The sequence below is a fragment of the Bradyrhizobium sp. 1 genome (genome assembly GCF_023073315.1).
GTDB lineage: Bacteria > Pseudomonadota > Alphaproteobacteria > Rhizobiales > Xanthobacteraceae > Bradyrhizobium.
In genome coordinates, this window is the sequence record NZ_JADPJH010000038.1 from 1 (window position 1) to 13,502 (window position 13,502).

Here is a 13,502-nt window from a genome sequence, read left to right on the forward strand (position 1 = left end):
ATCCGGCGCTTCGCGCCACCTTCTCCCACAAGGGGAGAAGGAAGAAGGCTACGCCGCTTCCTTCACATCGCCGTTAACCAGCTTGCGCGCGGCGCGCTCGGCTTCGCGGGCGTTACGGAAGAGCTGGCCTTCGAGGCGATTGAATTGGTGCGACGAGGCGAAGAAGCAGTAGCCTCCGTCGCCGCGAACGACAATGCCCGCGGTCTTCGAGTTGACTTCGATGATGTAGCTGTCCGGCATGCCCGTAGATTCCTCAGTGCGGGCAGATAACGGCATCTCTGCCCGAAAGTTCCTCGGGCAAATCAGCCGGTTTCCGCCCCGAATCGACACGCAATTGAGTACGCCGGGACCTCATCCGTTTTATGACCGGTTGTTGGCGAAGCCGCGACCGTTGACTCATCAGCGCCGCGTTTGGCGTGACGCCCGTCTTCGTGAGATGGGGCAGAGCGCCGCGCGCGATTACGTCGCGGGTCGGGCGCACCTCTTGCGGGCGGCCATGGTCGTCGATCGAGACATAGGTGAAATTGCCGTCGGTCACGAGAAAGGGATGTTCCTCCCTGCGCCGCAACGCCCAGGCTTCGAGATGCACGGTCATGGATGTGCGCCCGACGCGCACAAGGTTGGCGTAGACGGAAACGAGATCGCCGACATAGACGGCCTTGCGAAAGTTCATCGCCTCGATCGCAACCGTGACGGTGCGTGACTTCGCCGCCTTCGATGCAAACACACCGCCGCCGACGTCCATCTGGCTGAGCAGCCAGCCACCAAAAATGTCGCCGTTGGCGTTGGTGTCGGCGGGCATCGCCAGCGTGCGGATGCAGAGATCTCCGCTCGGCCCGGCATCGGAGCTGACAGGGGCGTGGACGTGCGTGTCGGTCATATGGTCGATCTCCAGCGGCTCTCGTCTCTGGATACAAAGCCGCGTGGCCTTGCGCAACATCGGCACGAGACAAGCTTGCACTATCCAGCCGGCCGCGGGGAGCCGGCGAAGGCGCCGCTATCGTCGAGTTTGCGTTGCCACTCCGCATCGTCGGCCCGCGGCGCGCGCCCGGTCGTTGCAGTCACCAGCCATTCCAGCCTGCTCCAAAGCCGGAGAAGGTCGCACGGATAATTGGCCCATCCATTGATGACGCAATAGCGGATGGTGTGTTCGCGGTGGTGACGCCAATGATGCTCGGGTGAGCAGACCAGATGCAGCCTTTGCGCCATGCGCAGGAGCGGCGGGCGGACCTGCCAGTGCGCGAGATTGTGAAAGCTCATGCCAAACAGCATGCAGGTCGCGATCGCGAACCAGACGATCATCAGCGCATAGGTGAGCGCGGAAACCGGAAACAACGCCGTGACCGCGGCAGCACTCCCGACCACCAGGGCGCTCGGCGCGGCGCCGAGGGACGCCTGGTCGAAGAATTCGTAGAGCAGGACGTGGCTCGGGTGGGTGTGATGCTCGCGCGTCATCGCGATGCCGCGGCCGAGCATCCCCTCGTCGATCCAGGTGTCGACCACCCAATGCACCAGCCCCGAAAAAAGGTCAGCAAGGAAATACCCGACCAGGAGCGCCACGATCAGCCATGGCCAGCGCAATCCCACCGCGTGGTAACACCCAACGAGATAAACCGCGCAGCACAGGATCACGACAGCATCGGCCCCGCAGCACAGCCGCGTGATGATGATCTCGCGCAAGGTCGCATGCTTGAAGAACGGGATCGTCGGCATCGGCGATACTCCTCACGGGCCGCACCACCCATGATAGCATCCTATGCCGACACTCCCTATTTCAAACCGTCCCAGCCCGGATCGGGCGCGAAGCGTCCGCCGAATCGCTCAGCCAGCGCGCGCAAGGCGGACACGACATTCTCTACCCCGCGCGTGCGCGCGTAATTCAGCGGACCGCCGCGGAACGGTGCATAGCCCGTGCCGAAGATCATGGCGCCATCGACCGCGTCAGGATCCGCGACGATGCCCTCACGCAGCGCAGCGGCGCAGACATTGGACATCGGCAGCACCAGGCGGTCGATCATCTGGTCGGTGACGCGCGGGCCGGTCTCCGGAAGCGGCGCCTTTTCGGCCTTGCCGTCCTTCCAGACGTAAAAGCCCTTGCCGGTCTTGCGGCCGAGCTCGCCTTTGGCGACTTTCTCGCGCAGCCAAGCCGGCGTGGGCGGCAGCAAATCGCCGAATTTAGTGCGCAGCATGTCGCCGACGTCGAGGCAGATGTCGAGCCCGACCTGATCGGCAAGCTCTATCGGCCCCATCGGCATGCCGAACTGCTCGGCGGCGGCATCGATCAGGCGCGGGTCGGTCTTCTCGTCCAGCATCACCATCGCTTCGAGCATGTAAGGCGTCAGCGCGCGGTTGACGAGGAAGCCGGGCGAGCTCTTCACCGAGAGCGGCAGGCGATCGATTGCACCGACGAAGGCGAGCGCCTCCTTCAAGACTTGCGCATCGTTGCCGTCATGGCTGACGACCTCGACCAGTTGCAGCCGCGACACCGGATTGAAGAAGTGCAGGCCGACCAGCCGCTCCGGCCGCGCCAGCGTCGTTCGTAAATCCTGGAGCGGAATGCTCGACGTGTTGGTCGCAAGGATCGCGCCCGGCTTCATTTTCGGCTCGAGGCCGGCGTAGACCTTCTGCTTCAGCTCGAGCTTTTCCGGCACCGCCTCGATGATGAGATCGGCGTTACGGACGCCCTCGCCGTCCATATCGGGGATGAGGCGATCGAGCGCATCGCGCACCTCGGTGGGCTTGCGGATGATCTTGCCGTAGAGCTCGGCGGCGCGTTTCACCGCGGCGGCGATCGGTTCGGCCTTCATGTCGGCGAGCGAGACGCGCAGCCCCTGCCCCGCGCACCAGGCCGCGATGTCGCCGCCCATGGCACCAGCGCCGATGACGTGGACGTGCTTGATGGTGTTGCCGGAGCCTGCGGCCTTCTTCATCTGCTCGCGCAGGAAGAACACGCGGATCAAATTCTGCGCAGTCGGCGTCACCATCAGCTTGGCAAAGGACGCCTGCTCGGCCTTCAGCATCGCGGCCTTGCTGCCGCCGTGGGTCTCCCAGAGATCGATCAGTGCGTAAGGCGCCGGATAGTGCTCGCGGGACGCGGCCCTTGCCGCCTCGGAACGCATGCGCTTTGCCAAGAGCCCGCGCACAGGGCCAAAATTGGCCGCGCGCGTCAGAAGGCCCGGCCGCGCCCGCTTCAGGCGGCCGAACAGCGCGTCCTTGACCGCGTTACGGACGTGGCGCTCGTGCGTCACGGTATCGACGAGGCCGAGCGACTTGGCGCGGCGCGCATCGATGGTGCGGCCGGTCAGCATCAAGGCCATCGACTGGGTCGGGTTGACCAGCGCGGTGAAGCGCGCGGTGCCGCCGAGGCCGGGATGCAAGCCCAGCATCACCTCGGGGAAGCCGAAGCGCGCACTGTCGATGGCGATGCGCGACTGGCAGGCCAGCGCGACCTCAAGCCCGCCGCCAAGACAGAAGCCATGGACCACCGCGACCGTCGGCAGTTTTAGCGCTTCCAGATGATCAACCACGGCATGTGCGGCATGGATGCGCGTTTCCACCATCCCGGGATCGGATGCGCCGCGGAATTCATTGACGTCCGCGCCGGCAATGAAGCCGGACGGCTTTGCCGAGCGGATCACGAGGCCGGCCGGACGCTCAGTCTCGATCGCCGCGAGCGCGGCGTCGAACTCCTCCATCAATTCGGCGGAGAGCGTGTTAGCGCTGGCATCGGCGCGGTCGAACAGCAGCCAGGCGACGCCATCGGCATCGCGCGTCAGCTTGAAGTGCTTGTAGGGGCCGTCGGCCGCAGGCTTGGGTCCCAGCTCCAGCACGCGGTCGCCGAGCGCGGTCATGATTTTGGAATCCATGGTCACACCGCCTCGATCAGCATGGCGCCGCCAAGCCCGCCGCCGATGCATTCGGTGGCAATTCCGCGCCGCGTGCCGAGCCGCTTCATCGCATTGACCAGATGCAGCACGATGCGATTGCCGGAGGTGCCGACGGGATGGCCGAGCGAGATCGCGCCGCCATCGACGTTGAGTTTTTCACGGTCGATCTCACCGGCCGCGCCGTCGAGCCCAAGGATCTCGCGGCAGAACTTGTCGTCGTTCCAGGCGGCGAGACAGCCAAGCACCTGCGTGGCGAAAGCCTCATTCAGCTCCCAGGTGTCGACGTCCCTGATGGTGAGGTCGTTACGCTGAAGCAGCGGCGTTGCCGACATCACGGGACCGAGACCCATGATGCTGGGATCGAGCGCGGCCCAGTTGCTGTCGACGATCGCGGCCTTCGGCGTCAGTCCGTGCTTTGCGACTGCCGCGTCGGAGGCGAGGATCACCCAGGAGGCGCCGTCGGTAATCTGCGAGGAATTGCCCGCGGTGACCTGGCCCCAGGGGCGCTCGAACACCGGCCGAAGTTTTGCGAGCGTCTCCGCCGTCGAGTCCGGGCGCACGCCGTCGTCATGGTCGAAGAATTTGCCGTCGCGGGAGAACGCGGTCTCGACCTCGCCCTTGAGGAATCCTGCGGTCTTCGCATGCGCTAGCCGGCGGTGGCTTTCGGCGGCATAGGCATCGGACTGCGCGCGGGTGATATTGAAGAGATGGCCGACGACCTCGGCGGTCTGGCCCATGTTGAGGTCGGTGATGGGATCGGTCAGCCCGCGCTCCAGGCCGATGATCGGCTTGAGATAACGCGGACGCAGCTTGAAGGCGGCGGCCGCCTTCGCAGCTATGCCCTTGGCAGTCGCAAGACCAGCGAACCAGCGCACCCCGGAGTTCGGCCAGACCAGCGGCGCGTGGCTGAGCGCCTCGGTGCCGCCGGCCAGGATCATGTCGGCATGGCCTTCGCGGATGTAGCGATAGGCGGTGTCGATCGACTGCATGCCGGAGCCGCAATTGATCTGCACGGTGAAGGCGACCATGTCCTCGCCCATGCCGAGCCGGAGCGCAGCGACGCGAGCCGGGTTCATCTCGTCCGCGATGACGTTGACGCAGCCGAGGATGACCTGGTCGAAATCGGTGGGCGAAAACGGCTGGCGCGCCAGCAGCGGCCGTCCGCACTGCACGGCGAGATCGACCGGCGTGAACGGTCCCGGTCCCGAACGCGCTTTGAGAAACGGCGTCCGGCTGCCGTCGACGATGAAAACCGGTCGTGCCATCAGCTCGCCGCCCTCTGTTCACCGAGTTCCTGGAAGAATTGATGCACGTCGCCGGTTTTCTTGTAAATCGGCGACAGCGCCTCCGGCGCAAAATCGTCGACCTCGATCACCTTTGTGACGGCTTCATGAGCGGCGGCAAGCTGCTCGCCCTCGGCCTGCGTGATCACGCCCTTGGTCACGGCGTCCTTCCAGTCGCTTATATGCGCGGCGCGCATGCGCTTGGTGATCGCGTCCGTCCCCGTAACCAATTTGAACGCGCGCTCCAGCCGGGCAAAGCCGCTGTCGTCGTCGACATGGGCCAGATCCGGCGTGAGGCGCTCGCGCGCGGCCGACGGCTCCAGCACGATGCCGGCGCATTGGTGCACGACGCGGTCGGACGGGCCGAGCACGCGGGCGCCGAACGGCTGCACCACGAGCTTGAGGATTATGGCAACGAAGCGGTTCGGCAGATTGGCGAGGATTTCGGCCAGCCGGTTCTCGATGGTCTTGAAGCCCGTCGCCATGCACCATTCGAGCGCAGCAAAGTCCTCCTTCTGCCGCCCCTCGTCCTGCCAGCGTTTTAGCGCGGCCGAGAGCAGATACAGCTCGGAGAGAATGTCGCCGAAACGCGCCGACAGCATTTCCTTGCGCTTGAGCGCGCCACCGAGCGTCAGCAACGCCATGTCGGCGCAGAGTGCGAACGCCGCGGAGTAGCGCGAGAGCTGGCGATAGAACGGCGTCGCGTCGCCCGCATCAGGCGCAAGCGCGAAGGCACCAAAGGTCCAGCTCCGGCCGAAGGCGCGGAGCAAGGTATTGAAGCTGTGGCCGACATGCTTCCAGAACGCCTTGTCGAACGCAGCGAGGCCGCGCTCGCGATCGGTGTCTGCAAGCGCATTCATCTCGTCGAGCAGATAGGGATGGGCGCGGATGGCGCCCTGCCCGAACACGATGAGATTGCGCGTGAGAATGTTGGCGCCCTCGACCGTGATGCCGACGGGCACGGCGCGGTGCAGATTGCCTAGATAGTTTTGCGGCCCGTCGATCACGGCCTTGCCGCCATGGATGTCCATGGCGTCGTCGACCGCGATGCGCATCCGCTCGGTCGCATGCAGCTTCATGATGCCGGAGATGACGGCGGGATGGACGCCGGCGTTCAACGCCGCGCAGGTCAGCCTTCGCGCCGCATCGAGCTGATAGGCGGTCGCGACGATGCGCGCGAGCGGCTCCTCGACGCCCTCGAATTTGGAGATGGAGATGCCGAACTGCTCGCGGATGCGGGCATAGGCCCCGGTGGTGCGCGCCGCATAGGCGGCACCAGCGGCCGACAGCGACGGCAGCGAGATGCCGCGGCCGGCGGCAAGCGCGGTCATCAGCATCTTCCAACCTTGCCCAAGGCGCTCTTGGCCGCCGATCACGTAATCGAGCGGAATAAAGACGTCGCGGCCCCGGTTCGGGCCGTTCTGGAAGACCTGCATCGACGGCAGATGGCGCTGGCCGATCTCGACACCAGGCAGATTGGTCGGGATCAGCGCGACGGCGATGCCGAGCGCTTCCTGCTGGCCGACGAGATGATCGGGGTCATAGGCCTTGAAGGCGAGCCCCAAGAGCGTCGCGACGGGGCCGAGCGTGATGTAGCGCTTGTGCCAGTTGAGCCGGAGGCCGATGACCTCCTGTCCTTCGAACACGCCCTTGCAGATGATGCCGGTGTCGACCATCGAGGCGGCGTCGGAGCCGGCCTCCGGACTGGTGAGACCGAAGCAGGGAATGTCGCGGCCATCGGCAAGACGCGGCAGCCAGCGCTCCTGCTGCTCCTTGGTGCCGAAGCGCATCAGCAGCTCGCCGGGGCCGAGCGAGTTCGGCACCATCACGGTGACGGCGGCTGCAATCGAGCGGGTCGAGATCTTGCGCACCACTTCCGAATGCGCATAGGGCGAGAAGCCGAGGCCGCCAAATTCTTCCGGGATGATCATGCCGAAGAATTTTTCGCGCTTGACGAAATGCCAGACGTCCGGCGGCAGGTCGCGCCATTCCCAAAGGATCTTCCACTCGTCGAGCATGGCGCAGAGCGCGTTGACGGGGCCGTCGAGGAAGGCCTGCTCTTCGGCGGTCAGCTTTGCCTGCGGCACCTTCAGCAGCTTCGACCAGTCGGGATTGCCGGTGAAGAGATCGGCGTCCCACCAGACGTCGCCGGCCTCCAGCGCCTCCCGCTCGGTGTCGGACATCGCCGGCAGCACGCCGCGCGCCCAGGAGAAGATCGGCTTTGTGATTTTGTCGCGGCGGAAGCTCATGGCGGACCTCATGCATCGGCGCGGTGACAGGGCATTTTAGCGGAAACCGGCGGGCGGGAGTGAACACTTCGCTGGCAAAATTGACGCGGCCGGGCGGCCGCCCCCCGGGGACCATAACGGCCGGGGCGTGGGGGCAGTTCCGGGGAGGGGCAGCGTTGGTTGACGAATGGATTCTCAGATGCGCAATTGCGCATCATAGCTCGCGCCTGACGGCGCGCCCCGGAATGACGGCGTGGAGGGAGAGGCCGGCCTAATCCGGCCGGACCATCTCGAACATGTTTTCCGGCTTGATCTCAAAGTAATCGCCGCGACGGCCGGCGCGGACGATGGGGCGGGCGGCGGCGGTCTGGTAGACGCCGTCCTTGATCATGGCCTTGTCGATGTGGACGGCGACGACCTCGCCGAGGGTCAGCCAGGCATCGGCTTCCTTGCCGTCGGCGCCCTTGAGGCGGACGATGTCGGACACCTTGCACTCGAAGGCGACCGGGCTCTCGGCCACGCGCGGCACGTTGACGAGCTTGCCAGGCACGGCGGTGAGGCCCGCGATCTCGAATTCGTCGACCTCGGGGCCGACATGCGCCGCGGTCGCGTTCATGTGCTTGGCGAGGTCCATCGTGGTCAGATTCCAGACGAACTCGCCGGTCTGCTTGATGTTCGAGACCGAGTCCTTCCAGTTGGTGGAGGAGAAGCCGATGATCGGCGGCACGTAGCAGAACGCGTTGAAGAAGCTGTAAGGCGCGAGGTTGACGTGGCCGTTGGTGTCGCGCGAGGAGATCCAGCCGATCGGCCGCGGCGCGATGATGGCGTTGAAGGGATCGTGCTTGAGGCCATGGCCCTTGGAGGGCTCGTAGAAGTAGAGGTCTTTGTCGGTCACGCGCTGCTTCTCCGCTATCCGCCATTCCGGGCAATGCGAAGCAGCTTATAGGGGGAAACGCCCCCGCCCGTCAGTGGCGCGGGGACAGACCGGCGATGACGAAATCGATCATCTGGTCGATGGTCGGGCCCGGCTTGGTGGCGCACTGGGCGATCATCTGGGGGTGGAAGAAGCGCATCATCGCGGTGCAGGCGCACAGCGCGGCCAGTTGCAGGTCGGGGGCCTCGAAGTCGCCGGAGGCCACGCCTTGCGCGATCATCTGGCCGATCATTCCGGCGATACATTCCATGTGGTTGACACAGACGTCCCAGTCCTCCTGCATGGCGATCTCGACCATCTCATGCAGCTTGTTGTCACCGACATAGCGCTCGGTGTTCATGCGGTTGACGGTGGTGAGCAGCTCGCGGAAGCGCGGGAGTACCGGACCGGGCCGGGCCACGATCCGCTGCGCTTCGAGCTCAACCTCGCCCATCAGCGAACGGGCCACCGACTGGTGAATCGCCTTCTTCGATTCGAAGAAGCGATACACGTTGGCGGGGCTCATCCTGAGCTCCTTGGCGATGTCCCCGACCGTGGTCTTCTGATAGCCGATCTGGCGGAACAGCCGCTCGGCCACCTCGAGAATACGGTCCCGGGTGTCGCCTTCGATATGTTCCGAAATCAGGGCCATCAGTCAGGACTCGTTCGTCGGTAGTCTTCTCATTTATTCAGCCGCTTCAGCAAGCGGAATTGCGTGCTGGTCACCGCTCCCATGCTGCGGCGCGGCAGGTTGTTCGGGGGTGCCCGCCTCGTCCAGGCTCTTCCTGAACCACAGGGCGTAGAGACCCGGCAGGTACAGCAGCGTCAGGAATGTCGCCACAAACAGTCCTCCCATGATCGTGATCGCCATCGGGCCCCAGAAGGCCGAGCGCGACAACGGGATCATGGCGAGGATCGCGGCGAGCGCCGTCAGCACCACCGGACGGGCGCGACGGACGGTTGCCTCCACGATCGCCTCGCGGCGGGTCAGGCCATGCGAGACGTCGGTCTCGATCTGATCGACCAGGATGACCGCGTTGCGCATGATCATGCCGGCGAGCGCGATCAGGCCGAGCAGCGCCACGAAGCCGAACGGGGCGTTGGCGATGTTGAGGCCGAAGGAGGCGCCGACGATGCCGAGCGGCGCGGTCAGGAACACCAGGATCAGGCGCGAGAAGCTCTGCAGCTGGAACATCAGCAGCGTCAGCATCACCATGACCATCAGCGGGAAGAGGATGAAGATCGAGGCGTTGCCCTTGGCGGATTCCTCGAACGCGCCACCCGGCTCGATACGGTAGGCCGGCTCGAGGTTGTCCTGAATCTGCTTCAGCTTCGGGGCGATCTGGCCGGTGACGTCGGGCGCCTGCACCCCGTCGACGACGTCGGAGCGCACCGTGATCGCCATGTCGCGGTTACGCCGCCACATGATCGGCTCCTCGTGGGCATATTCGATCTTGGCGACCTGCTGGAGCGGCACGGCGACTCCGTTACGCGAGGTGATGGTGAGATCGCCGACGCCGCCGAGGTCGAGGCGTTCGGACGGGACCGCGCGGGCAACCACGCCGACTTTCTCGATGCCGTCACGGATGGTCGTGACCGGGGTGCCCGAGATCAGCAGCGCGAGTGCTTGCGAGACGTCCTGCGGGGTCAGGCCCATGGCGCGGGCGCGATCCTGGTCGACGACGAGCTTGAGGAACGGCGACTGCTCGTTCCAGTCGAGCTGGACGTCCTTGACGCTCTTGTTCTGCCGCATGACGTCGCGGACCTGATAGGCGATCTCGCGTACCTTGTTGGCGTCGGGGCCGATCACGCGGAACTGCACGGGGAAGCCGACCGGCGGGCCGAAATTGAAGCGGTCGACGCGCACGCGCGCCTCGGACAGGAAACCCTCGGCAGCCGCGTTCTCGATCTTGGCCTTGATGCGCTCGCGCGCCTCGACACCCTTGGCGACGATGACGATCTCGGCAAAGGCCTCGTTCGGAAGCTGCGGATTGAGGCCGAGCCAGAAGCGCGGCGAGCCCTGGCCGACATAGGCGGTATAGGTCTCGATGTCCTTGTCGTCCTTCAACAACGTCTCGGCCGACTTCACTGCCTTTTCGGTGACGTTGAAGGCGGTGCCCTCAGGCAGGCGCAGCTGGAGGAACAGCTCGGGCCGCTCCGACAGCGGGAAGAACTGCTGCTGAACGTGACCGAAGCCGACGATCGAGGCAATGAAGATTCCGACGGTCGCGACCACCACCGTGATGCGGTGGTTGACGCACCATTGCACGATGGCGCGCAGGCCGCGGTACATGCGGGTCTCGTAGACCGCGTGCGGATCGTGATTGTGGTGCACCTTGATGTTCGGCAGCAGCATGACGCCGATATAGGGCGTGAAGATCACCGCCACGAACCAGGAGGCGACCAGCGCGATCGCCACGATCCAGAAGATGCTGCCGGCATATTCGCCGACCGCGGAATTGGCAAAGCCGATGGGGAGGAAGCCAGCGGCCGTGACCAGCGTTCCCGTGAGCATCGGAAACGCGGTAGATTCCCAGGCAAACGACGCCGCGCGATAGCGATCCCAGCCCTGCTCCATCTTCACCACCATCATCTCGACCGCGATGATGGCGTCGTCGACGAGCAAACCGAGCGCGATGATCAGCGCACCCAGCGTGATGCGGTGCAGATCGAGCGACATCACGTTCATGATGATGAAGACGATGCCGAGCACGAGCGGCACCGACAGCGCGACCACGATGCCGGTGCGCCAGCCGAGCGCCAGGAACGACACGAACAGCACGATGACGAGCGCTTCCATGAAGGAGTGCACGAACTCGCTGATAGCGTGCTCGACCACCTTCGGCTGGTCGGCGATGAGCTTGACGTCGACGCCCTGCGGCACCGCCTTCATGAATTCAGCCGTCGCCTTCTCGACCTCCTTGCCGAGATCGAGGATGTTGGCGCCCTTGGCGGTGACGACGCCGATGCCGATCGCGGCCTTGCCTTCCTGCCGGACGACGAAGCTCGGCGGATCGACATAGCCATGGGTGACGGTGGCGATATCGCCGAGGCGGAACACGCGGCCGTTGCTCTCGACCGGAGTTTCAGCGACGGCCTTGGCGCCATCGAGGGCACCGGTAACACGCAGCGGCACGCGCTGCGACGAGGTCTCGACCGTGCCGGCCGGCGTCACATTGTTCTGCTTGGCGAGCGAATCGAACAGCGCCTGCGGCGTGATGCCGAGGGTCGCGAGCTTGGCGTGGCTGAATTCGACGAAAATGCGCTCATCCTGATTGCCGTAGACGTCGACCTTGGTAACGCCCGGCACCTTCAGCAGGCGCTGGCGGAAGCCTTCGGAGACCTTCTTGAGCTGGGCGTAATCGGCGCCGTCGCCGGTCATCATGTAGAGGATGGAATCGACGTCGGAGAACTCGTCATTGACGACGGGTCCGAGAATGCCCGAAGGCAACTGGCCCTGCACGTCGGCGAGCTTCTTGCGCAGCAGATAGAAGAGATAGGGCACGTCCTTGGGCGGCGTGGAGTCGCGGAAGGTGACCTGGAGCGCGGTGAAGCCGGGCTTCGAGTAGGTCTGCACCTTCTCGAAGTAAGGCAGCTCCTGGATCTTCTTCTCGATGGGATCGGCGACCTGGGTCTGCATCTCCTGCGAAGTCGCACCCGGCCATAGCACGGAGACGTTGACCACCTTCACGGTGAAGAACGGATCTTCGGCGCGACCGAGCTTCTGGTAGGAGAAGAAGCCGGCGACGCCGAGTATGATCATCAGGAACAGGACCAGCGTCGGATGGCTGACGGCCCAGGCCGAAAGGTTGAAGCGCTTCATCGCTCTCTCCGAAAGATGGTCCAGTTGCAAAAAACCACAGCCGCTCTGTTCAAACCGTCGTCGCGAGGCAGCGAAGCAACCCAGGGGGCTGGGCAGGTTCTGGATCGCTTCGCCGCTTCAGCCCCAGCATTTGCGCACGGGCCGAAACTCTCCTCGCAACGACGAACTCGTAAACTCTAGAAGGACAAGGACGACACGATCCGCACCCTCTGGCCCGGATCGAGCTTCTGCACACCGAGGGCGACGATCTTGGCGCCCTCTTCCACACCACTGGTGATGACGACGTCGTTGCTCTCGTAGGACTTCACCACGACCGGCTTGAGCGTGACCGCGCCGTTGTCGTCGACGACGTAGAAGGACGGCTTGCCGCCTTCGTTGAACAGCGCCGACAGCGGCAGCCGTGCGACACGCTCGGTGGAAGCGTCCGACAGCGTCAGCGTCGCGGTCATGCCGAGCGAAACCTTGTCGTCGGCCTCGGGCAGCGAAAACTTTGCAAGATAAGTGCGCGTGGCCGGATCGGCGGCTGGCGCGATCTCGCGCAGCTTCGCCGTGTACTTCTTGCCCGGCTCCGACCAAAGAGTGACGCTGGCGGCGCCCGATTTGGCACGTCCGACCAGCGTCTCAGGGATCGCGACGACCGCTTCCTTTTCGGCAAAGCGGGCGACGCGGATCGAGGTCTGGCCTGCGGCAACCACCTGGCCGGGCTCAATCAGCGTTGCGGTGACGACGCCACGGGCGTCGGCGTTGAGCGTCGCGTAGGAAAGGGAATTCTTGGTCAGTTCGACTGAGCGCACGGCGCGGTCCAGACGCGCGCGGGCCTCGTCGGCGGCGGCCCGGCTCGTATCCATCGCCGCATCCGTGGTCCAGCCCTTGACCTTCAGATCCTTGGCGCGCTGCTCGGCGGCGGCGGCCTGCGCCAGCACGCCGGTTGATGCAGTTTGCTCGGCGACAGCCTGCTCGGCCTGAAGCTTCAGGTCTATTTCATCAAGAGTGGCGAGCGGCTGGCCGATTTCGACGGTCTGGCCGACTTCAACCAGACGCTTGGCGACCTTGCCGGCGACGCGGAAGCCGAGATCGCTCTCGATCCGGGGCCGGACGGTGCCGACGAAGCTGCGCTCCGGGGTCTCGGCATCATAATGCGCGGCTGCGACCAGAACCGGCCGCGGCGGCTCGGCCTTTTGCGCAACGGTATCATTGCACCCGGACAGCGCAGCGGCCATCAGAGCCAGCGACACACCTGCCAAGAGCTTGGAATAGCTCGATAAAACTGACCGGACGAACATCGAAGGACACTCCTGCCTCTGCAATGAGAGGAATGTCGACTATTCACTAATGAAAGTCAATATTCGTCAGTCATCAGGAAAGCGT

General features: G+C 64.8%; 9 protein-coding genes and 1 pseudogene. All 10 read right to left on the reverse strand.

Annotated features, from left to right (window positions below; translation table 11 throughout):
* Positions 1–48 precede the first annotated feature (48 nt).
* Positions 49–240 carry a hypothetical protein gene (locus IVB29_RS35905; RefSeq protein WP_247508157.1) on the reverse strand — a complete coding sequence of 64 codons (192 nt, stop codon included), beginning with the start codon at positions 238–240 and terminating at the stop codon, positions 49–51.
* Between the two features lie 235 nt (positions 241–475).
* A pseudogene (locus tag IVB29_RS35910) lies at positions 476–880 on the reverse strand (acyl-CoA thioesterase); the annotation flags it as partial.
* A gap of 80 nt (positions 881–960) precedes the next feature.
* On the reverse strand, positions 961–1,713 hold the full coding sequence (locus IVB29_RS35915) for a fatty acid desaturase family protein (protein WP_247508158.1): 753 nt from the start codon (positions 1,711–1,713) through the stop codon (positions 961–963).
* A 56-nt stretch (positions 1,714–1,769) separates the two neighbouring features.
* Complete coding sequence (locus IVB29_RS35920; protein ID WP_247508159.1) at positions 1,770–3,866, reverse strand: 3-hydroxyacyl-CoA dehydrogenase NAD-binding domain-containing protein; 2,097 nt, start codon at positions 3,864–3,866, stop codon at positions 1,770–1,772.
* 2 nt (positions 3,867–3,868) lie between these two features.
* On the reverse strand, positions 3,869–5,152 hold the full coding sequence (locus IVB29_RS35925) for an acetyl-CoA C-acetyltransferase (protein WP_247508160.1): 1,284 nt from the start codon (positions 5,150–5,152) through the stop codon (positions 3,869–3,871).
* The gene (locus tag IVB29_RS35930; RefSeq protein ID WP_247508161.1) at positions 5,152–7,419 is read right to left on the reverse strand and encodes an acyl-CoA dehydrogenase; all 2,268 of its coding nucleotides are present in this window, start codon (positions 7,417–7,419) and stop codon (positions 5,152–5,154) included. Before IVB29_RS35930 ends, IVB29_RS35925 begins: the two co-directional genes overlap by 1 nt.
* A 250-nt stretch (positions 7,420–7,669) precedes the next feature.
* A complete protein-coding gene (locus IVB29_RS35935; protein WP_247508162.1) occupies positions 7,670–8,293 on the reverse strand; it encodes a flavin reductase family protein in 624 nt (207 codons plus the stop codon).
* A gap of 70 nt (positions 8,294–8,363) precedes the next feature.
* Positions 8,364–8,963 (reverse strand): TetR family transcriptional regulator, encoded by a 600-nt coding sequence (locus IVB29_RS35940; RefSeq protein ID WP_247508163.1) that lies wholly within the window; start codon positions 8,961–8,963, stop codon positions 8,364–8,366.
* Positions 8,964–8,996: 33 nt separating this feature from the next.
* Positions 8,997–12,134 carry an efflux RND transporter permease subunit gene (locus IVB29_RS35945; RefSeq protein ID WP_247508164.1) on the reverse strand — a complete coding sequence of 1,046 codons (3,138 nt, stop codon included), beginning with the start codon at positions 12,132–12,134 and terminating at the stop codon, positions 8,997–8,999.
* Positions 12,135–12,310: 176 nt separating this feature from the next.
* Positions 12,311–13,417, reverse strand: a complete 1,107-nt coding sequence (locus tag IVB29_RS35950; RefSeq protein WP_247508165.1) for an efflux RND transporter periplasmic adaptor subunit — start codon at positions 13,415–13,417, stop codon at positions 12,311–12,313.
* Positions 13,418–13,502 lie beyond the last annotated feature (85 nt).